Origin of the sequence: Rahnella sp. JUb53, assembly GCF_004346065.1 — a bacterium.
Classification (GTDB): Bacteria; Pseudomonadota; Gammaproteobacteria; order Enterobacterales; family Enterobacteriaceae; genus Rahnella; species Rahnella variigena.
Window position 1 is genome coordinate 81399 of sequence record NZ_SLYT01000014.1, and the last position, 20710, is coordinate 102108.

General features: G+C 51.7%; 17 protein-coding genes. 11 read left to right on the forward strand and 6 right to left on the reverse strand.

The features are described 5' to 3' along the window. Positions 1 to 4 precede the first annotated feature (4 nt). Together pyrE and rph are read right to left on the reverse strand one after the other, a co-directional pair. The gene (gene pyrE / locus EC840_RS23365) at positions 5 to 646 is read right to left on the reverse strand and encodes an orotate phosphoribosyltransferase (protein WP_113877644.1); all 642 of its coding nucleotides are present in this window, start codon (positions 644 to 646) and stop codon (positions 5 to 7) included. 83 nt (positions 647 to 729) lie between these two features. Next, positions 730 to 1446: a ribonuclease PH gene (rph, locus tag EC840_RS23370; RefSeq protein WP_013577632.1), complete on the reverse strand. Its 717-nt coding sequence runs from the start codon at positions 1444 to 1446 to the stop codon at positions 730 to 732. A gap of 126 nt (positions 1447 to 1572) precedes the next feature. Here rph and EC840_RS23375 point away from each other — a divergent pair, with 126 nt between their 5' ends. Both EC840_RS23375 and dinD read left to right on the forward strand, forming a co-directional pair. Next, positions 1573 to 2436, forward strand: coding sequence for a YicC/YloC family endoribonuclease (locus tag EC840_RS23375; RefSeq protein WP_112289305.1), 864 nt, complete (start codon positions 1573 to 1575; stop codon positions 2434 to 2436). A 156-nt stretch (positions 2437 to 2592) separates the two neighbouring features. After that, the gene (dinD, locus tag EC840_RS23380) at positions 2593 to 3417 is read left to right on the forward strand and encodes a DNA damage-inducible protein D (RefSeq protein WP_132967236.1); all 825 of its coding nucleotides are present in this window, start codon (positions 2593 to 2595) and stop codon (positions 3415 to 3417) included. A 91-nt stretch (positions 3418 to 3508) separates the two neighbouring features. Here dinD and fabF read toward each other — a convergent pair whose 3' ends face one another. Next, complete coding sequence (gene fabF / locus EC840_RS23385) at positions 3509 to 4783, reverse strand: beta-ketoacyl-ACP synthase II (protein WP_112289304.1); 1275 nt, start codon at positions 4781 to 4783, stop codon at positions 3509 to 3511. A 142-nt stretch (positions 4784 to 4925) separates the two neighbouring features. Further along, positions 4926 to 5546 carry a TetR/AcrR family transcriptional regulator gene (locus EC840_RS23390; protein ID WP_112289303.1) on the reverse strand — a complete coding sequence of 207 codons (621 nt, stop codon included), beginning with the start codon at positions 5544 to 5546 and terminating at the stop codon, positions 4926 to 4928. A gap of 342 nt (positions 5547 to 5888) precedes the next feature. Between EC840_RS23390 and EC840_RS23395 the strand changes: the two genes are divergently transcribed. Beyond that, a complete protein-coding gene (locus EC840_RS23395) occupies positions 5889 to 6506 on the forward strand; it encodes a trimeric intracellular cation channel family protein (protein ID WP_112289302.1) in 618 nt (205 codons plus the stop codon). Between the two features lie 15 nt (positions 6507 to 6521). On the opposite strand, the gene ligB is transcribed toward EC840_RS23395, so the two are convergent. Then, complete coding sequence (gene ligB, locus EC840_RS23400) at positions 6522 to 8273, reverse strand: NAD-dependent DNA ligase LigB (RefSeq protein WP_243701116.1); 1752 nt, start codon at positions 8271 to 8273, stop codon at positions 6522 to 6524. A gap of 221 nt (positions 8274 to 8494) precedes the next feature. Here ligB and gmk point away from each other — a divergent pair, with 221 nt between their 5' ends. The 6 genes from gmk (at position 8495) to EC840_RS23430 (ending at position 15908) form a co-directional block, all read left to right on the forward strand. Further along, complete coding sequence (gmk, locus tag EC840_RS23405; protein WP_112289301.1) at positions 8495 to 9118, forward strand: guanylate kinase; 624 nt, start codon at positions 8495 to 8497, stop codon at positions 9116 to 9118. A 54-nt stretch (positions 9119 to 9172) separates the two neighbouring features. After that, entirely contained in the window at positions 9173 to 9448 is a 276-nt protein-coding gene (gene rpoZ / locus EC840_RS23410) for a DNA-directed RNA polymerase subunit omega (RefSeq protein WP_015699238.1), read from the forward strand. Between the two features lie 19 nt (positions 9449 to 9467). Beyond that, complete coding sequence (spoT, locus tag EC840_RS23415) at positions 9468 to 11576, forward strand: bifunctional GTP diphosphokinase/guanosine-3',5'-bis pyrophosphate 3'-pyrophosphohydrolase (protein WP_132967238.1); 2109 nt, start codon at positions 9468 to 9470, stop codon at positions 11574 to 11576. A 5-nt stretch (positions 11577 to 11581) separates the two neighbouring features. Next, positions 11582 to 12280: a tRNA (guanosine(18)-2'-O)-methyltransferase TrmH gene (trmH, locus tag EC840_RS23420; RefSeq protein WP_112289299.1), complete on the forward strand. Its 699-nt coding sequence runs from the start codon at positions 11582 to 11584 to the stop codon at positions 12278 to 12280. Further along, complete coding sequence (gene recG, locus EC840_RS23425; RefSeq protein WP_113877647.1) at positions 12277 to 14358, forward strand: ATP-dependent DNA helicase RecG; 2082 nt, start codon at positions 12277 to 12279, stop codon at positions 14356 to 14358. Before trmH ends, recG begins: the two co-directional genes overlap by 4 nt. A 230-nt stretch (positions 14359 to 14588) precedes the next feature. After that, entirely contained in the window at positions 14589 to 15908 is a 1320-nt protein-coding gene (locus tag EC840_RS23430; RefSeq protein ID WP_132967240.1) for a PTS sugar transporter subunit IIC, read from the forward strand. A 55-nt stretch (positions 15909 to 15963) separates the two neighbouring features. Here EC840_RS23430 and gltS read toward each other — a convergent pair whose 3' ends face one another. After that, a complete protein-coding gene (gltS, locus tag EC840_RS23435) occupies positions 15964 to 17175 on the reverse strand; it encodes a sodium/glutamate symporter (protein WP_113877649.1) in 1212 nt (403 codons plus the stop codon). Positions 17176 to 17415: 240 nt separating this feature from the next. Between gltS and EC840_RS23440 the strand changes: the two genes are divergently transcribed. Further along, entirely contained in the window at positions 17416 to 18807 is a 1392-nt protein-coding gene (locus tag EC840_RS23440; RefSeq protein WP_113877650.1) for a uracil-xanthine permease family protein, read from the forward strand. 154 nt (positions 18808 to 18961) lie between these two features. Then, positions 18962 to 20656 carry an AsmA family protein gene (locus EC840_RS23445; protein ID WP_132967242.1) on the forward strand — a complete coding sequence of 565 codons (1695 nt, stop codon included), beginning with the start codon at positions 18962 to 18964 and terminating at the stop codon, positions 20654 to 20656. The last annotated feature ends 54 nt before the right edge of the window (positions 20657 to 20710 follow it).

Below are 20710 nucleotides of genomic sequence, written 5' to 3' on the forward strand. Positions count from 1 at the left end.
GATATTAAACGCCATACTCCTGCCGGTAAGCCCGCACAGCAGCCAGATGGTCAGCCATTTCCGCTTTTTCTTCCAGATATTCAATCAGGTCGGCCAGCGTAATAATTGAAATCACTTTGCAATGATAGTCGCGTTCAACTTCCTGAATGGCGGAGATGTCTGCGCGTCCGCGTTCCTGACGATCCAGAGAAATCAGCACACCTGCCAGAGTGGCGTTATTGGCATTGATGATTTCCATCGATTCACGGATAGCCGTCCCGGCGGTGATCACATCATCCACCAGCATGACGCGCCCCTGCAACGGACTGCCTACCAGCAAACCGCCTTCGCCGTGGTCTTTGGCCTCTTTGCGGTTAAAGCAGTATGGCACATCGCGCTCATGGTGCTCAGCCAGCGCAACCGCCGTGGTCGTCGCGATTGGGATCCCTTTATAAGCCGGGCCAAACACTAAATCGAAATCAATTTTAGAATCCACCAATGCTTCGGCATAAAAACGTCCCAGTAACGCCAGATCACGGCCGGTATTAAACAAACCAGCATTGAAGAAGTAAGGGCTGATGCGTCCTGACTTCAGGGTAAATTCGCCGAATTTCAAAACCTGTTTGTTCAGTGCGAACTCAATAAACTGGCGCTGATAGGCTTTCATTGATGGTCTCCTCGATAATGTCTTATTTCTAATTGTCAGCCCGCAGGCCATAAAAAAGGCGACTTCTCAGTCGCCTTAAAAAATTATTCCGCCAGCGCCGCTTTCTGCGCCTGGAAGATAGTGTCGATGCCCCCTCGGGCGAGGGCCAGTAAACCGAGTAGCTCCTCATGACTGAATGGCTCGCCCTCTGCGGTGCCCTGCACCTCAATCATGCGCCCATCTTCCATCATCACGACGTTCATATCGGTTTCAGCTGCCGAATCTTCAACATACTCAAGGTCACACAGCGCTTCGCCTTTAACGATACCGACAGACACCGCGGCAACCATGCCTTTCATCGGGTTAGCTTTCAGTTTACCCGCAGCCACCAGCGCATTCAGCGCATCGGCCAGAGCCACACACGCACCAGAGATGGACGCAGTACGCGTACCACCGTCAGCCTGCAACACGTCGCAGTCGAGGGTAATGGTGAACTCACCCAACTTTTTCAGATCGACAGCAGCACGCAGGGAACGGGCAATCAGACGCTGAATTTCCAGCGTACGGCCGCCTTGCTTGCCTTTTGCAGCTTCACGCGCATTACGCGTGTGGGTAGAACGCGGCAACATGCCGTACTCAGCGGTGATCCAACCTTGTCCCTGACCTTTCAGAAAACGCGGAACACCTTCCTCCACAGTGGCGGTACACAGCACTTTGGTATCACCAAACTCCACCAGCACGGAACCTTCAGCGTGTTTAGTGTAATGGCGGGTCAGTGTTACGGGGCGCACTTGTTGTGCATTTCGGCCTGCTGGACGCATGGATAGTTCTCCGGGTCGCGAATCATGTTTGGCTGCGCATTATACGGACTTCGCGAGGTAATGCCTATCATGACCGGCACGGCACGGCTATAATCGCTGCATCTTTACATTAACAGGTACGCATACATGATCAGAAGTATGACCGCTTATGCCCGACGCGAAATTAAGGGTGACTGGGGCAGCGCAGCGTGGGAACTCCGCTCGGTAAACCAACGTTATCTCGAAACTTACATCCGTCTGCCCGAGCAATTCCGCAGCCTGGAGCCGGTCGTCCGTGAGCGTATTCGTTCTCGCCTGACCCGCGGTAAAGTCGAATGTAATCTGCGTTTTGATCTCGATCCGGGCGCACAGAGCACATTGCAGCTCAATGAAAAGCTGGCTAAACAGCTGGTTGAAGCCGCGCAATGGGTAAAAATGCAAAGTGACGAAGGTGAAATCAATCCGCTGGAAGTTCTGCGCTGGCCGGGCGTCATGCTGGCCGAAGAACAGGATCTGGATGCTATCAGCAACGAATTACTGGTGGCTCTGGAAACTGCGCTCGACGATTTCATCAGCGCCCGTGAAAGCGAAGGTGCCGCGCTGAAAACCATGATCGAGCAACGTCTCGACGGTGTCAGTGCTGAGGTGATCAAGGTTCGTGCCCAGATGCCAAACATTTTGCAATGGCAGCGCGAACGTCTGGTCAGCAAGCTGGAAGATGCCCAGGTACAGCTGGAAAACACCCGTCTGGAGCAGGAACTGGTGCTGATGGCGCAGCGTGTTGATGTTGCAGAAGAGCTGGACCGTCTGGAAGCACACGTCAAAGAAACGCACAAAATCATGAAGAAGGAAGAAGCCGTTGGCCGTCGTCTTGATTTCATGATGCAGGAATTTAACCGCGAGTCGAATACGCTGGCGTCTAAATCCATCAACGCCGATGTCACGACTTCCGCCATTGAGCTGAAAGTATTGATCGAGCAAATGCGCGAGCAGATCCAGAATATCGAGTAAAACGTCAAAGCGTATTATTAAGTCTTACTAACATTAGAAAGTCCGCATCCTGGCGGGCTTTTTTTTATTCTCAGGAGTTATCATGAAGGCGCCTTAAAACGCGCTAGCCATTCCCTTGTTCTGGCCAGCTGTATCATTTGCAATATGGAGATTGGCATGAACGAACACCATCAACCTTTTGAAAAACTTCGTCTGAACAACGAAAATGGAAGTGAGTATTGGTCAGCAAGAGACCTGTCCTCTTTATTGAATTATAAAGACTGGAGGAATTTCCAGAAGGTTCTATCCAGAGCTATGCAAGCCTGTGAGACAAGTAATCAGGAGATAGCAGACCATTTCGTTAACGCCACCAAAATGGTTACTCTTGGTTCAACAGCATTGCGTGAATTAGATGACGTTCATCTGTCGAGATACGCATGTTATCTGGTTGTCCAAAATGGTGATCCCGGCAAACCCGTCATCGCTGCAGGACAGACTTACTTTGCTCTGCAAACCAGACGGCAAGAATTAGCTGATGATGAAAACTTTAAGCGACTCAGGGAAGATGAAAAGCGTCTGTTCCTGCGTAACGAGCTAAAAGAGCATAACAAACAATTAGTCGAAGTCGCTCAACAGGCCGGCGTAGAAACCACTCTGGATTTTGCCGTGTTTCAGAATCATGGCTATCAGGGGCTGTATGGCGGATTAGACCAAAAGGCTATCCATCAGCGAAAAGGACTCAAAAAGAGCCAAAAGATCCTCGACTATATGGGATCAACCGAACTGGCCGCCAACTTGTTCAGAGCAACTCAGACAGAAGAGAAGTTGCGGCGCGATGAGGTAAAATCAAAGCAAAATGCTAACCAGACACATTTCGATGTGGGTAGAAAAGTTCGCCAAACTATCGAAGAATTAGGCGGAGCCATGCCGGAAAATCTCCCCGCTCCGGAACACAGCATCAGGCAAATTGAATCAGCCGCAAAGCGTCTGAATAAAAAATAACGACAACAGGTTCATTGCCTCACGGCACAAAAAAAACGCCTCCGGTCATCACAACCCGAGGCGTTTTTTTATGCTTTAACAGCGAGGGAAATTAGTTTTCCCAGCGTTTCAGCAGTACGCAGGCGTTCACGCCACCGAAACCGAAGCCGTTTGACAGGGCATAGGTAATCTCATGTTTCTGCGCGGTATTACCGACAATGTTCAGACCTGCAGCTGCTTCATCTTTGTTTTCCAGATTCAGCGTCGGAGGAACAATTTGGTCGCGTACAGCCAGAATGGTGAAGATGGTTTCCAGACCACCAGCCGCGCCCAGAAGATGCCCGGTCGCAGATTTGGTGGATGTCACCGCCAGCTTACCGTCGGTGCCGAACAGGGTTTTAATCGCATTGATTTCACCCAGATCCCCCACCGGGGTAGAGGTGGCATGAGCATTCAGGTGCTGGACATCTGAAGGCTGGATACCCGCCTGACGCAGCGCGATTTTCATGGCGCGACCCGCGCCGTTGCCATCTTCCGCACCCGAAGTCATATGGTAAGCGTCACCGCTGGTGCCGTAACCGACAATCTCAGCCAGAATTTTCGCACCACGGGCTTTCGCGTGTTCCAGCTCTTCAATCACCAGCATGCCCGCACCTTCGCCCATGATGAAACCATCACGCGCGCTGTCGAACGGGCGGGAAGCTTTTTCCGGATGATCTTCATGGCCGGTGGACATCGCTTTCGCCGCAGCAAAACCACCCAAACTCACAGTATCGATAGCCGCTTCTGCACCGCCACAAAGCGCAACATCCGCTTCGTCATTACGAATCAAACGTACAGCATCGCCAATCGCCTGAACACCTGCCGCGCAAGCCGTTACCGGTGCGCCAATCGGGCCTTTGAACTGATGCTTAATGGAAACCTGACCAGACGCCAGATTTACCAGGAATGAAGGGATCGTGAACGGGGACAAACGCTTAGCGCCACGGCTATCGTTAGTACGTACAGCATGCGCAATCGCCGGGAAACCACCGATACCGGAACCGATTACCGTTGCGGTACGTTCCTGCTGTTCCTGCGTTTCTGCTTTCCAGCCCGCATCAGCAACGGCCATATCAGCAGCAGCCATCGCGAATAGAATGAAACGGTCCATTTTTTTCTGGTCTTTGGGCACCACGAACTGGTCCGGATCGAATCCTGACTCAGGGTCCTGTTCTTTGGTTTGTACCTGACCACCAATTTTCACGGACAGGGTTTCAACAATCTCTTCCGGTAAAACTCGGATACCGGACTGACCGGCCAGCAGGCGCTTCCAGATCGTTTCGATATCACAGCCCAGAGGACTCACAGCCCCCATGCCGGTTATAACTACTCGACGATGAGACATAAATATTCCTCTCTGTCTGTTTAGGACTTAAGTTTCTGCGGGCGCTTTGATGAACCGGCCAGAAACGGGTTTCTGATAATAAGGCTGACAGTATGTGACGAATTACGATTTTGTAAACCCGTAACCAAAAATTTCGTTATGGCTATTTTGCCAGACTGCGCAGAACCAGGCTGGTAATCGCCTGAACGCGCTCTTCCAGTTGTTCCGGCGTTTTTTGTTCCAGCAACAACGGGTGCGAAAACGGCGTGGTCACGCTGGTGATTGCCATGCAAACCTCATCCAGCGGCGTTTTACGCTCAAACTCACCAGATTCGCGCCCGTCTGTGACCACTTTCTCAACAATGCTGTACATCATTGCCCGGTGATTTAGTGTCGATTTCCATTGCTGAGCCGCTGCTGTCGCGGCCAGATCATGTAATTTCCGATCCTGGAAAAAGAGATCCAGACTACGTGTCAGCAGCGTTTTAAAAATAGATCTCAGGCGCAGAGTCGCACTTTGGTCGCTTTGTGCAATCAACAGGAGTGCTTCATCTATCTGCCCAACACGTTGCGAGCAAATAGCTTCGCCAATAGCCTGTTTAGACTCAAAAAACTTATAGATATAAGCACTTGAAACGCCAATCGACTTTGCCAGATCGGCAACCGACGTTTTGGCAAACCCATAAAGGCGAAAGTGCTCGAAAGCAGCATCAATGATTTGCTCACGCCGTTCGTGCCCGGCAGGTCCACGCTGTGTTAACGCAACCGGAATATCGGGTTTCATACACGCCTCCGGGCAGATAAAACTATTATGCAGTGCGTCAATGAGTGACGATTTTAAATAATCGTAACTTATAAACAGAGAAAATTCACCTTTGATAAGAATGTCGGGCGTACACAAAGAGTAAAAGGAAGGCTAAAGTAACAAGCAATTGCGATTTTTCTAATCTAAAATAACCCGACATTCTTACCCACCCTTTTACACAGGCAAGTTTCAGGGGTAATCGCATTAGATTTAGTAATTTCAAAATCAATGCAAAAGAAAAACTCAGTCGAGAGGCAATGGGAAACTCATTACTCTACGCGGCTATCGCTTTCTCATTACTGATTCGTCTGGCGCACATCGATGTTACTCACTGTTCTTTATATTATTGGGATCACCGCAGAGGCTATGACCGGTGCTCTTGCTGCCGGGCGGCGTAAAATGGACTCCTTTGGCGTCATTATTATCGCATCAGCGACGGCAATTGGTGGCGGCTCTGTCCGCGATATGCTGCTGGGGCACTATCCTTTGGGGTGGGTTAAGCATCCGGAATACATTGTCATTGTGGCCGTCGCCGCACTCATGACCACCTGGCTTGCACCGCTTATGCAACACCTGCGCCGGCTCTTTTTGGTACTGGATGCGCTGGGGCTGGTGGTGTTTTCTATTATCGGAACACAAGTGGCGCTCGATATGGGACATGGTCCTATCATCGCTTCAGTTTGCGCAGTCATCACCGGCGTTTTCGGTGGCGTCCTGAGGGACATGATGTGTAATCAGATCCCACTGGTCTTCCAGAAAGAGATATATGCAGGCGTTTCATTTGCCTCTGCCTGGGTGTATATCGGCCTGCAATATTTCTCGTTACCGCACAATCTGGTGGTAATCATTACCCTGCTGGTCGGGTTTATTGCTCGCCTGATTGCATTACGGTTCCGCCTTGGATTGCCTGTCTTCAATTATCCGCATTCGGACCATTAACCCGGTTTTTATAGCTCACTGAAAGGCAGGCAAATGCGCCTGCCTTAATGCCCCGGCGATTGCCATCACCTGCGGGTGATGAATAAACTCAAAAATCTGGTTCGCCCGCGTTTTCCCGATTCCTGCTGTTGCTTCCCACTCCGGCGAGGTCATTGCTTTCAGCTGGTTCCAGGAATGCTGGCGCTCTGCAAATTTCAGTGCAAATGTTGGAAATCCCATTGCTGAAAGCCAGTGGCGAAAATCTTTTTCCCGCGTCAGGGAAATCTGGGCCATCAGCTTTTGAGCCTGTTTAACACCAATGCCCGGAACCGCAGCCATCTCTTTTTCGGTAATATCTAACCAGCTGACCAGCGAATCAGCAGGACGAGCATCGAGCAGTTTTTGCCAGGTTGCCCCGCCAAATCCGGCCATATCCAGCGCTTCTGGTCCGCTGAGCCAGACCAGCCGGGATAGGAACTGCTGCGCGCAACCAGGCTCAGGCGTGAAACAAGAAAGCGCGTTGTATTGCTGTGGGTCTGGCAGTTGCAGCCCCTTGCGCTCACTCACGCGCCACACAACTTCGTCAAGACGCGGGATCCCTTGCCCGGCCAGTGTAATGGCCACCTGGTCTCCCGGGAGCACATCCCAATTTTTGAAACGATTTATGGATCCCACATTCACCTTATTCACCCATTTGTCGTCCAGCCTGAGGCTTTTCAGATTCAGAATGATGGTGACTTTCCCGCTTCGCCCGATAGTCGTCGTGATACCCGCGACTTCTGTGAGCTGTCTTACCGGTGGATATTTCCACGCCACAGCCCAGGTCGCTGGCTTATTTTTCCAATATTTTCCCGCAGGCTCCTCTTCCTGACGGATGACGACGCCATCGGTCGCAAAAGGCAGTCGCCGGAGAAACCAGGTATCACGCCATTTAGCGACTTCATCAACAGATTTCACGGGCAGTGTGTATTGAGAAACCACAGGAAAACCGAACTGGCTGAGTTTCCCGAGATGCGAGCTCATACTGAGCGGACCATCCGGCCACGACCAGATGAAAATACCCAGCTGATTCAATATGTCAGAGGCCGAAGTGCGCAGCATTGCCCCCGCGACTTTCGATCGCGCATTCACGCCGCCATCAGCACTTTGCTGATGACCGGTCATCTTCAGATAGAGCTCGCCCTGTAACACCAGTTGAGGTGCCAGGTCGGGAATAGTCAGGGTTATAGCCGGAATCAATGCAGCTTTTGCCGTCCAGCTTTGTCCTTTTTCACCATCACCGCGGCTGAGCAACGCGGCGAGGTGCCCGTATCGGTAAATCAGCGTCACTGCTACGCCATCTACTTTGGGCTGCACCCAAAGGTTTTTACGCCCCTTCATCCAGTATGCAACAGCTTGCTTGTCTTTCATTTTATTCAGCCCGGTATGAGAAACCGGATGAACGGAAATAGCATCTTCTGCGCGGGGGATCACTGGTGCAGGAAGTACCTGACCAGCACATTGCAGCCAAAAACTCTGTTTCTGGCGTAAATTGTCATAGACCGAATCCTCAACCGGGCTGATGCCTGACTGATGGTAAGCGGTGTCCCATTGTGCGAGTTGGGCCGTGAGCTGACGGGTTTCCTTTTCCAGATGTGTCGCTGGCCAGGCAGGACATGCACGCTCAGACAACTCAGCGCTTAGAGAAGAAAAATGGATAAATAACAGACTGATAATGATGAGCTGGCGCATAAGCACCTCCTTGTGGGCGCCAGTAAACGCCGCAGAGATATCTTCTGCCAGTCGCATTTTTGATTCCTGCGAGATGCATTCACCGTTATTTAGTGAGTTGCTGTAACGAAAAAAAATTGTGGAAGACGGCACGTAAATCGACAAAGAAAGGCTATGTTCCCGTGCGAAGTTGCGATGAAATACGTCTGGGCACTGCACCGAATGCGGCGAGCGTGTATACTGTGCGAGAGATCACTCTTCGCATACTTCCTATCAACCCATTCAGTTGAAACGTCATCATGGTTCAAGGCACGCTATATATTGTCTCCGCCCCTAGTGGAGCAGGTAAATCAAGTCTGATTCAGGCTTTACTTAAAACACAACCGCTCTACGACACACAGGTTTCTATTTCTCATACCACCCGTTCAATGCGACCGGGCGAGAAACACAGCGAACATTACTTCTTTGTCTCTAAAGAAGAGTTTCGCGAGATGATTGAACGTGATGCCTTTTTAGAACACGCAGAAGTTTTCGGTAATTACTACGGCACTTCGCGTGAAACCATTGAGCAGGTTTTAGCTTCTGGTGTGGATGTTTTCCTGGATATCGACTGGCAAGGCGCTCAGCAAATCCGGAAAAAAATGCCTCAGGCACGCAGTATTTTTGTATTGCCGCCATCAAAAGATGAACTTGACCGCCGCCTGCGTGGCCGTGGTCAGGACAGCGAAGACGTTATCGCAAAACGTATGGCACAAGCTGTTGCGGAAATGACGCACTTTGCTGAATACGACTATTTAATTGTGAATGATGATTTTGATCTGGCGTTATCGGATTTAAAAACCATTATTCGCGCCGAACGTCTGCGTCTGAGCCGTCAGCGGCTCCGTCATGACGGATTAATCACCAAACTATTGGCAGACTGAAGTCACTTTCAGTATTATGCCCAGTCTTTCGTCACCCTGTGGAGTAGCACATATATGGCACGCGTAACTGTTCAAGACGCTGTTGAGAAAATTGGTAACCGTTTTGACCTGGTGTTGGTGGCTGCTCGTCGCGCACGCCAGCTGCAATCTGGTGGTAAAGATCCACTGGTCGCTGAAGAAAACGATAAATTCACCGTTATTGCCCTGCGCGAAATCGAAGAAGGCCTGATCACTAATCAGATCCTCGACGTTCGTGACCGTCAGGAGCAACAAGAGCAGGAAGCCGCAGAGATTCAGGCAGTGACTGCCATCGCTGAAGGCCGTCGTTAATTAACGAAACGGATCTCACTTGTATATCTTTGAAAGCCTGAATCAACTGATTCAAAAATACCTGCCGGAGGAGCAAATTAAGCGCCTCGTGCAGGCTTACCTCGTGGCGCGGGATGCGCACGAGGGGCAAACACGTTCCAGCGGTGAGCCGTATATTACTCACCCGGTGGCCGTGGCCTGTATTTTGGCTGAAATGAGGCTCGATCATGAGACTCTGATGGCGGCGTTATTACACGACGTTATCGAAGACACGCCTGCAACTTACCAGGATATGGAACAACTGTTTGGCAAGAGCGTTGCTGAGCTGGTTGAAGGCGTTTCAAAGTTAGACAAGCTGAAGTTCCGCGATAAGAAAGAAGCACAGGCGGAAAACTTCCGCAAAATGGTCATGGCGATGGTGCAAGACATCCGCGTCATTCTGATCAAACTCGCTGACCGTACCCATAACATGCGCACGCTGGGTTCTTTGCGCCCGGATAAACGTCGCCGCATTGCCCGCGAAACGCTGGAAATTTACAGCCCGCTGGCACACCGTTTGGGTATTCATCACCTGAAAACCGAGCTCGAAGAGCTGGGCTTCGAAGCACTCTATCCAAACCGTTATCGCGTCATCAAAGAAGTGGTGAAAGCCGCGCGTGGTAACCGTAAAGAGATGATCCAAAAAATCCTCTCTGAGATAGAAGGCCGTTTAACCGAAGCCGGTATTCAGTGCCGTGTCAGTGGCCGCGAAAAACACCTGTACTCTATCTATTGCAAAATGCACCTCAAGGAACAGCGTTTCCATTCCATCATGGATATCTACGCCTTCCGGGTGATCGTTAAAGACCTCGATACCTGCTATCGCGTGTTAGGGCAGGCTCACAGCCTCTACAAACCGCGTCCGGGTCGGGTCAAAGATTACATCGCAATCCCAAAAGCCAACGGCTATCAATCTTTGCATACCTCACTTATCGGCCCGCACGGCGTGCCGGTTGAAGTGCAGATCCGTACTGAAGATATGGATCAGATGGCAGAGATGGGGGTTGCGGCTCACTGGGCTTATAAAGAGAACAGTGAAACCAGCACGACGGCGCAGATCCGCGCTCAACGCTGGTTGCAGAGTTTGCTTGAGCTGCAACAAAGCGCAGGCAACTCCTTTGAATTTATCGAGAGTGTGAAATCGGATCTGTTCCCGGATGAGATTTATGTCTTTACCCCGGAAGGTCGTATCGTCGAATTGCCTGCGGGCGCGACGCCGGTCGACTTTGCTTACGCAGTGCATACCGATATCGGCCATGCCTGTGTGGGCGCGCGCGTTGACCGCCAGCCTTATCCGCTTTCACAGCCGCTCACCAGCGGTCAGACTATCGAAATCATTACCGCTCCGGGTGCCCGCCCGAACGCTGCCTGGCTGAACTTTGTCGTCAGTTCACGCGCTCGCGCCAAAATCCGCCAGATGCTTAAAAACCTGAAACGTGATGATTCCGTTTCGCTGGGTCGTCGTCTGCTGAATCACGCGCTGGGTGCCGGTAAAAAACTGTCAGATATTCCGCCAGAAAACATTAAAAACGAACTCGATCGCATGAAGCTCGTGGCGATGGATGATCTGCTGGCTGAAATCGGTCTCGGCAACGCGATGAGCGTTGTTGTTGCTAAAAATCTGATGGGCGATCAGTCATCAATGGCATCGTCAGGCACGCGTAATCTGCCGATTAAAGGCGCAGACGGCGTACTGATCACGTTCGCAAAATGTTGTCGTCCGATCCCGGGTGACCCGATTATTGCGCACGTCAGCCCTGGCAAAGGTCTGGTTATCCACCATGAATCCTGCCGTAATATTCGTGGCTATCAGAAAGAACCTGAGAAATTCATGGCCGTTGACTGGGATAACCATCAGGAAACGGATCAGGAATTTATCGCCGAAATCAAAGTCGATATGTTCAACCATCAGGGCGCACTGGCGAACCTGACAGCAGCAATTAACGCTGCTCAGTCGAACATTCAGAGCCTGAGCACCGAAGAAAAAGACGGTCGCGTCTACAGCGCCTTTATCCGCCTGACGACTCGCGATCGCGTTCATCTGGCGAATATCATGCGTAAAATTCGTATCATGCCGGACGTCATTAAAGTTACCCGCAACCGAAACTGATTGTTATGACCCCAGAACGTTATGCGCGTATCCGCGAAATGCTTGCGGCCCGACAGCCAGACCTGACGGTCTGCATGGAACAGGTGCATAAACCGCATAACGTTTCTGCCGTCATTCGCACGGCAGATGCCGTCGGCGTTCATGAAATCCATGCCGTCTGGCCTACCACCCGAATGAAAACACTGGTCTCTTCGGCGGCGGGCAGCAACAGCTGGGTTCAGGTCAAAACACACAAAACCATTCAGGAAGCGGTCGCCAAAATGAAGGCGAAGGGTATGCAAATACTCGCTACGAATCTTTCTGAAAAAGCTGTCGATTTCCGTGCCATTGATTACACCCGTCCGACCTGTATCTTGCTCGGACAAGAAAAAACGGGTATCACTCCAGAAGCTTTAGCTCTCGCGGACAGCGATATCATCATTCCGATGATCGGGATGGTGCAATCTCTGAACGTATCTGTCGCCTCAGCACTTATCCTGTACGAAGCACAGCGCCAGCGGGAAAATGCCGGTCTGTATCGCCGTGAAACCAGCCTGCTGAGCGAGAAAGAGCAGCAGCGACTGCTGTTTGAAGGTGGCTATCCGGTGCTGTCGAATGTGGCGAAGCGCAAGAAACTGCCACGCCCTTTCATTGACGATCACGGTCAGATTGTTGCCGATGACGAATGGTGGTCTGCGATGCAAATGACGGTTAAAAAAAGATGAAAGGCCGCCTGCTCGACGCCATCCCGCTGACGTCGCTTTCCGGCGTCGGAGCCAGTCAGGCAGATAAACTCGCTAAACTCGGCCTTGAAACTATTCAGGATTTACTGCTTCACCTGCCTTTGCGTTATGAAGACCGTACCCGCCTTTACACCATCAATGATTTACAGCCTGGCATTTTCGCAACTATAGAAGGCGAAGTGCTGCGCAGTGATATCAGTTTTGGCCGCCGCAGAATGCTGACCTGTCAGATAAGCGATGGCACTGGCATGGTGACGTTGCGGTTCTTCAATTTTAACGCCGCGATGAAAAACAGTCTGGCAGCAGGCCGTCGTGTCACCGCGTATGGCGAAATTAAACGCGGCACCATCGGCGCTGAAATCATTCATCCGGAATACCGCATTCAGGGTGAAAACAGTGAAGTGGTTTTGCAGGAATCGCTGACGCCGGTCTATCCGACAACGGAAGGTATTCGCCAGGCAACACTGCGTAAACTGACCGATCAGGCTTTAGAATTACTCGATACCGTACCTATCGCCGAATTATTGCCGGAAGAATTAAGCCGTTCGCTGATCCCGCTTCCTCAGGCGCTGCATTTACTGCATCGCCCGCCGCCAGACATCCAGCTCGCCGATCTTGAGAAAGGTCATCATCCTGCTCAGCGACGCCTGATTATGGAAGAACTGGTGGCGCATAATCTCAGTATGCTGGCCGTTCGCGCCGGTACACAAAGCTATAAAGCACTGCCATTGCACCATGACGATCGCCTGAAAAAACAGTTCCTCGCTTCTCTTCCTTTCAGCCCGACAGGCGCGCAGCAGCGCGTGGTGGCTGAAATCGAGCAGGATTTAGCGAAAAGCTACCCGATGATGCGTCTGGTTCAGGGTGATGTGGGTTCTGGCAAGACGCTGGTAGCAGCTCTCGCCGCACTCTGCGCTATCGCTCAGGGGCAACAGGTCGGATTAATGGCGCCGACAGAATTGCTGGCCGAACAACATGCCAATAATTTCCGTCAGTGGTTTGAACCGCTGGGAATTCAGGTCGGCTGGCTGGCAGGAAAACAAAAAGGTAAAGCCCGGCAGGCGCAGCAAGACGCGATTGCCAGCGGTCAGGTTTCAATGGTGGTGGGCACGCATGCCATCTTCCAGGAGCAGGTTTTGTTCTCGTCACTTTCTCTGGTCATCATTGATGAACAGCACCGGTTTGGTGTACACCAGCGTCTGGCGCTGTGGGAGAAAGGCCTGCAACAAGGGTTCCATCCGCATCAGCTGATCATGACGGCGACGCCTATCCCGCGAACTCTGGCCATGACTGCCTATGCGGATCTTGATACGTCAGTGATCGACGAACTGCCGCCAGGCCGTACGCCGGTGACAACCGTCGCGATCCCCGATACCCGCCGCAGTGATATTATCAGCCGCGTCAAAAGTGCCTGCGAGCAGGAAAACCGTCAGGCTTATTGGGTGTGTACGCTGATTGAAGAATCAGAAATGCTCGAGGCTCAGGCAGCCGAAGCCACCTGGGAAGGACTGAAAGAGGCCCTGCCAGCGCTCAACATCGGGCTGGTGCATGGTCGCATGAAAGCGCAGGAAAAACAGGCCGTCATGCAGGCGTTTAAACAAGGCGAAGTGCAACTTCTGGTGGCGACGACCGTTATTGAAGTCGGCGTTGACGTACCAAATGCCAGCCTGATGATTATCGAAAACCCGGAGCGTTTAGGACTGGCGCAATTACACCAGCTGCGCGGCCGCGTCGGGCGCGGTGCCGTGGCTTCCCACTGTGTTCTGCTCTATAAAACGCCGCTGAGCAAAACTGCGCAGAAGCGTTTGCAGGTACTGCGTGACAGTAACGATGGTTTTGTCATTGCCCAGCAGGATTTAGAGATCCGCGGACCGGGCGAATTACTGGGTACGCGCCAGACTGGCAGTGCAGAGTTTAAAGTCGCGGACCTGTTACGCGACCAGGCAATGATCCCCGACGTGCAGCGTATAGCGCGCTATCTGCAACAGCAGTTCCCGGATCACGCCAAAGCATTGATAGAACGCTGGCTGCCGGAAAGAGTCAGATACACCAACGCCTGATCCCCTTCTCCACACTCTCTTATCGTCGAAGCATTATTAAAAATGATGTTTTTGCGCCTTCACATTCATGCAAATTTTAATGTCACCGCAGCTGAACTGCTTTCTTCGTTGGTTATTTGATGACCTTCACAGAGTGAGGCAAAGTCGGTAACCGGTTTCATACCCCATCACTACACTGATGATAATTAAGGCAACCCTGTCTGATGTCCTCAACATAAGGTCAAATCATCATGAGTATCAGCCAATCCCTCTTTAACTTTATAGAACAAAAGATCAGCCCTTTTGCTGCCCGGCTTTCCTCGCAACGCCACGTCATGGCGGTACGTGACGGTTTCATTTCAGCAATGCCGTTTATGATTGTCGGCTCTTTTTTACTGGTTTTTGTCCACCCGCCATTCTCACCTGAATCTTCGTGGGGTTTCGCCAGGAGCTGGCTGGCGCTTTCGGCTAAATATGAAGTACAAATTTTGACGCCGTTCAATATGACGATGGGGATTATGTCGATCTACATCGCGGCATCGATTGCCTACAATCTGGCAAGAAGTTACAAACTTGACCCGTTTATGACGGCGATGCTGGCGCTGATGTCTTTTCTGCTGGTCGCTGCGCCGCAGGTTGATGAGAAAATGTCGACCGTCGCGCTGGGTGGCGTGGGCATATTTACCGCCATTCTGGTGGCGATTTATGTGACTGAGCTGACGCGGCTGCTGAAAAAATACAATATCGGCATACGCTTACCTGAACAGGTTCCTTCAAACATTAAGCATTCATTCGATTTGCTGATCCCGATTATTGCGGTGGTGGTGACGCTTTTCCCTTTGAGTTTGCTGGTGCAGTCAGGGTTTGACATGCTGTTGCCACAGGCGATTATGGCGCTGTTCGAACCGCTGATTTCCGCCGCTGACTCACTGCCCGCGGTACTTCTCGCCGTGCTGATTTGCCACCTGTTGTGGTTTGCCGGCATTCACGGTTCAGCCATCGTTTCCGGCATGTTGCAGGCTTTCTGGTTAACCAACCTTGGCCTGAATCAGACAGATCTCGCCGCAGGTTTACCGATGACGCACATCATGACCGAGGCTTTCTGGAATTTCCTGATCGTTATCGGTGGCTCCGGCGCAACCATCGGGCTGGTGTTGCTGTTTTGTCGCAGCAAGTCGGCGCATCTGCGCACAATGGGCAAACTCAGTCTGATTCCCAGCTGCTTTAACATTAATGAGCCGGTGATCTTCGGCACGCCAATTGTTATGAACCCGGTATTTTTCATCCCCTTCCTTCTGGCACCGATGGTGAACGCCGTCATTGCCTACACTGCGGTTAAAACCGATCTTCTGCCGCATATGATTTCACTGGTTCCCTGGACATCTCCGGCGCCAATTGGCGCAGCCTGGGCAATGGGCTGGGATTTCAAAGTGTCGATTCTGGTCGTCATGCTGATGGCGCTTTCGATGGTGATTTACTATCCGTTTTTCAAGGTTTATGAAAAACAGCTAATGGCGCAGGAGAAAGCCGCTGAAGCGGAAGAGGTGTTTACGGAAAAAGCAGCACAGTAAGCGATAAATCAGAAGGAAAGGCAGGCACAGAAGCGAAACTTCTGTGCCTGTTTTTTTAACTGAAAGCCGGGAATATTGGCAGCATCAGATACAGTTTAATGACGATCGCATTGGCAATATCAATGAAGAATGCCCCAACCATCGGCACAACCAGGAAGGCCAGATGCGAAGGACCAAACTGGTTGGTGATCGCCTGCATATTCGCAATCGCCGTCGGCGTTGCACCCAGTCCGAAGCCGCAATGTCCGGCAGCCAGTACCGCGGCATCATAGTTTTTGCCCATTACGCGATACGTTACGAAAATCGCGTAAAGCGCCATCGCGATGGTCTGTACGATGAGGATTGCCATCATCGGCAAAGCCAGTGACGCCATTTCCCACAGCTTCAGGCTCATCAGTGCCATCGCAAGGAACAACGACAGGCTGACATTACCCAGTACTGAAACGGCCCGGTCAAAAACACGATAAAAACCGAGCCACGCCATGACGTTGCTCAGGATCACGCCCACGAACAGAACACAGACAAATGTCGGAATTTCGAAGGCAGACCCCTGAAGCAGGCTGTCAAAGTAAGTTCCAGCCATCAGACATATCGCGATCAGCGCGATCGTTTCCACCATCACCAGCGGGGTGATCATCCGCCCGATGGTCGGTTTTTCAAATGCGCTGGGATCGGCGGCATCTTCCGGTGTGCCGTTTGGTGTTGAAGAATGGCTGACCAGATAACGCGCCACCGGCCCGCCGATGATTCCACCTAACACCAGGCCGAAGGTCGCACAGGCCATAGCAACTTCCGTCGCGTTTTCAAAGCCATAACGTTCGATAAACAGCTTGCTCCACGCCGCACCTGTTCCGTGACCGCCAGAAAGTGTAATCGAACCGGCCAGCAAGCCCATCAGCGGATCAAGCCCCAACATTTTCGCCATCCCGATACCGATGGCGTTTTGCATCAGCAACAGGCCGATAACGACAAAGACCAGAAGAAATAAAGATTTGCCGCCTGCACGCAAGCTGGAAAGATTGGCATTCAAACCAATTGTCGCAAAGAACGCCAGCATCAGGGGCTCTTTCAGGGACATATCAAAGCCGATTTCCAATCCGAACATCTGATTGGCGATCAGCAACAGCAAAGCGACCAGCAACCCGCCGGCAACGGGCTCAGGAATAGTGTATTTCTTTAGAAATTTGACCGACTGGACGCATTTTCGTCCTAAAAGGAGTACCAACGTGGCGGCAACGAGCGTGCCGTAGGTGTCGAGTTGAATCATTGAAAAACTCCATTTTAAAAAAATATCCAAAAATATTATTGAGTTATAAACATCTCATTTAAGTATCATTTCCCCAGAGGCTGAATTAGAAGTCATTAAAGCTGCGATAAGCAAGAAAAACAGATCGTAAATCTCCCCTTAACCCAAACATTCCACCCAAAATTGCCGATAGCAAACGATTGCTTTTATCGGTGATTTCAATAAAAATGCCCGCTTTGCCGCTTATTGGAATGCCACAACATGAGTTCGCAAACCGCAGAACAAGAAACACAGCAATCTGACCTCTCACGCCAGCAAAAAAGTGAACTGATTTACCGCCTTGAAGATCGTCCGCCACTTCCTCAGACGTTATTTGCCGCCTGTCAGCATTTGCTGGCGATGTTTGTTGCGGTGATCACACCGGCATTGCTGATTTGTCAGGCGCTGGGTTTACCCGCGCAGGACACGCAGCACATCATCAGCATGTCGCTGTTCGCCTCTGGCCTCGCTTCCATTTTGCAGATTAAAACCTGGGGGCCTGTCGGTTCAGGTTTACTCTCCATTCAGGGCACCAGTTTTAACTTTGTGGCACCGCTTATCATGGGCGGAATGGCGCTGAAAAATGGCGGTGCCGATGTCCCGACCATGATGGCAGCGCTGTTTGGCACCCTGATGCTGGCTTCCTGTACTGAAATCATTCTTTCCCGTTTCCTGCATCTCGCGCGCCGCATTATCACGCCGCTGGTTTCCGGCATCGTGGTGATGATTATCGGGCTTTCACTGATTCAGGTCGGACTGACGTCTATTGGCGGCGGTTACTCGGCCATGAGTGATCACACTTTCGGCGCGCCGAAAAATCTGTTGCTGGCTGCCGTGGTGCTGGTGGTGATTGTTCTGCTGAACCGTCAGCGCAATCCTTATCTGCGCGTGGCATCTCTGGTGATCGCGATGGCCGTGGGTTATCTGGCAGCCTGGATGATGGGGATGTTGCCCTCCGTCGCGCCAGCTGCACAAACAAACTGGATAACCTTACCGACGCCGCTGTACTACGGTCTGGGCTTCGACTGGAATCTGTTGATCCCGCTGATGCTGATTTTCATGGTCACGTCGCTGGAAACTATCGGTGATATTACCGCGACCTCAGACGTTTCGGAGCAGCCGGTCAGCGGCCCGCTTTATATGAAGCGCATCAAAGGCGGCGTTCTGGCAAACGGCCTGAACTCAATGCTGTCTGCGGTGTTTAACACCTTTCCGAACTCCTGCTTCGGGCAGAACAACGGCGTGATTCAGCTGACCGGTGTTGCCAGCCGCTATGTCGGTTTTGTTGTCGCTCTGATGCTGATCATCCTTGGGCTGTTCCCTGCCGTAGCGGGTTTTGTGCAACATATTCCTGAACCGGTTCTGGGCGGCGCAACCATCGTTATGTTCGGTACGATCGCGGCTTCCGGCGTGCGTATTGTTTCCCGCGAGCGCCTTAACCGCCGCGCAATTATGATCATGGCGCTTTCACTGGCCGTCGGTATGGGTGTTTCCCAGCAACCGCTGATCCTGCAATTCGCGCCCGACTGGCTGAAAACGCTTCTGTCTTCGGGAATTGCTGCTGGTGGTATTACTGCGATTGTTCTGAATCTGGTCTTCCCTCACGAAAAGTAATCACGGGATGTAATCCGCGTGCAACAGCGGCAGCGGGTCTGGAACCCCTGCCGCTTTTTATTGTCTCCATTCTGCTAACCTGTTGAGAAAAGTCGCTGTTTGCGGCATAAACAAAGAATCTTTTTTCCGCTTTCCCGCTACAGGGCTCCAGACGATGAGATTTATCGGTAAAATTTTGCTGACGTTCGCCTTACTTCTGGTGCTGGCGATCGTGCTGGTGTACGTCCTATTACAAACCCGCTGGGCGGCTGGCTGGGTCAGCCGCTGGATCAGCGATAACAGCGAGTACCGCGTCTCCGTAGAGAAAATCGACCACAACTGGTCGTCTCCGGGTCGTGTGACGTTAAACAATGTCGTCTTCGGGCAAAAGAATCAGCCGGAAATCCTGAACGCTGGCGAAGTCGATCTGGATTTAAGCTTGCGACAGATAACCGAGCCACGCTTTTTCGATCGCGTCGTTCTGGCTAACGGTCGCCTCAGTGTCAGCCCTTCCTCAATGAATTTACCGTTGCAGGCCAATACCCTGCAGCTCAGCAAAATGGCGCTGACCGGGAATACCGCCGGATTAGATATTCAGGGACAGCAGATTAATGCCGGCATTTCGCCGTGGCAGCCAAAACCGGCTCAGCTACTGGGAGACAAAGCCGATTTCCAGCTGAGTGCCGCGAATCTGACGGTCAACGGTCTTCCGGCCGAAAATGTGCTGATTCAGGGCAATATCAATAATAAGAATCTGACGCTGAGTAATTTTGGCGGCGATCTGGCACGCGGTCAGCTGACAGGTAAAGCCACACAGGCCGCTGACGGTAGCTGGAACATTGAAAACCTGCGCCTGAGCAATGTACGCCTGCAAACCTCTAAATCACTTGCTGCTTTTTTTGATGATTACCAGACATTGCCTAAAGTGACTATCCAGCGTCTTGACCTGATCGATGCCCGCTTGCAGGGAACTGACTGGGCATTCAGCGACGTTGATTTGTCTGTACAGGATCTGACTCTGGAAAAAGGCGACTGGCAAAGCGATGACGGGGAAATCACCCTGAATGCAACCGATATGATTGATGGCAATCTGCATATCCAGGATCCCATTATCAGTCTCGACCTTTCGCCGCAAGGCATTGCTATTAAACAGGCGACGGCGCGCTGGGAGCGCAGTTTGCTCCGTACCACAGGGAACTGGTTGCGCGCCAACAAACGACTGCAACTTGATGAAGTTTCCGTTGCTGGCCTGGAATATACGTTGCCGGAAAACTGGAAACAGCTCTGGAATCAGGCGTTGCCGGATTCGCTTTCTGAAGTCTTTGTCAGCCGGTTTATTGCCAACCGAAACCTGATCATTGATATCAACCCGCAGTTCCCGTTCCAGCTGACCGCGCTTGATGGGCTGGGCAATAATCTGTTGCTGGCGCGTAATCATCAGTGGGGGATCTGGAGCGGTACGCTAAATCTGAATGCCAGCGAAGCCACATTTAATCGTAATGACGTGCGTCGTCCTTCCATAACCCTGAATGCAAACGACAGTCAGGTGAATATTTCCGAACTGAGCGCCTTTACTAAAGAAGGTTTGCTGGAAGCCAGTGCGACCGTTGACCAGCAGCCGCAACGTCATTTCTCATTGAAGATGACCGGTCGCTCCGTACCGGCAAATCAGCTGGAAAACTGGGGGTGGCCACATGTGCCGCTGGAAGGTAACGTCAATATGCAGCTCAATCTGCACGGGCAAATGCCGGCAAATGTCGATTACAAACCGACGCTGAACGGCACATTGCAGATAAACGGCAGCCAGACCATTGACCAGAGAATGGTGAACGGATTAGTTTCCGGAGCGCCAGCCGCCGTTGCGCCATAAATCAGTTTGTCTGCCTATAACGCAAAAAGGCACCGCAGTCGCGGTGCCTTTTGT

Coding starts and splice junctions, on each gene's coding strand:
- pyrE (WP_113877644.1), bottom strand. CDS start 646: ATGAAAGCCTATCAGCGCCAGTTTATTGAGTTCGCACTGAACAAACAG.
- rph (WP_013577632.1), bottom strand. CDS start 1,446: ATGCGTCCAGCAGGCCGAAATGCACAACAAGTGCGCCCCGTAACACTG.
- EC840_RS23375 (WP_112289305.1), top strand. CDS start 1,573: ATGATCAGAAGTATGACCGCTTATGCCCGACGCGAAATTAAGGGTGAC.
- dinD (WP_132967236.1), top strand. CDS start 2,593: ATGAACGAACACCATCAACCTTTTGAAAAACTTCGTCTGAACAACGAA.
- fabF (WP_112289304.1), bottom strand. CDS start 4,783: ATGTCTCATCGTCGAGTAGTTATAACCGGCATGGGGGCTGTGAGTCCT.
- EC840_RS23390 (WP_112289303.1), bottom strand. CDS start 5,546: ATGAAACCCGATATTCCGGTTGCGTTAACACAGCGTGGACCTGCCGGG.
- EC840_RS23395 (WP_112289302.1), top strand. CDS start 5,889: ATGTTACTCACTGTTCTTTATATTATTGGGATCACCGCAGAGGCTATG.
- ligB (WP_243701116.1), bottom strand. CDS start 8,273: ATGCGACTGGCAGAAGATATCTCTGCGGCGTTTACTGGCGCCCACAAG.
- gmk (WP_112289301.1), top strand. CDS start 8,495: ATGGTTCAAGGCACGCTATATATTGTCTCCGCCCCTAGTGGAGCAGGT.
- rpoZ (WP_015699238.1), top strand. CDS start 9,173: ATGGCACGCGTAACTGTTCAAGACGCTGTTGAGAAAATTGGTAACCGT.
- trmH (WP_112289299.1), top strand. CDS start 11,582: ATGACCCCAGAACGTTATGCGCGTATCCGCGAAATGCTTGCGGCCCGA.
- recG (WP_113877647.1), top strand. CDS start 12,277: ATGAAAGGCCGCCTGCTCGACGCCATCCCGCTGACGTCGCTTTCCGGC.
- EC840_RS23430 (WP_132967240.1), top strand. CDS start 14,589: ATGAGTATCAGCCAATCCCTCTTTAACTTTATAGAACAAAAGATCAGC.
- gltS (WP_113877649.1), bottom strand. CDS start 17,175: ATGATTCAACTCGACACCTACGGCACGCTCGTTGCCGCCACGTTGGTA.
- EC840_RS23440 (WP_113877650.1), top strand. CDS start 17,416: ATGAGTTCGCAAACCGCAGAACAAGAAACACAGCAATCTGACCTCTCA.
- EC840_RS23445 (WP_132967242.1), top strand. CDS start 18,962: ATGAGATTTATCGGTAAAATTTTGCTGACGTTCGCCTTACTTCTGGTG.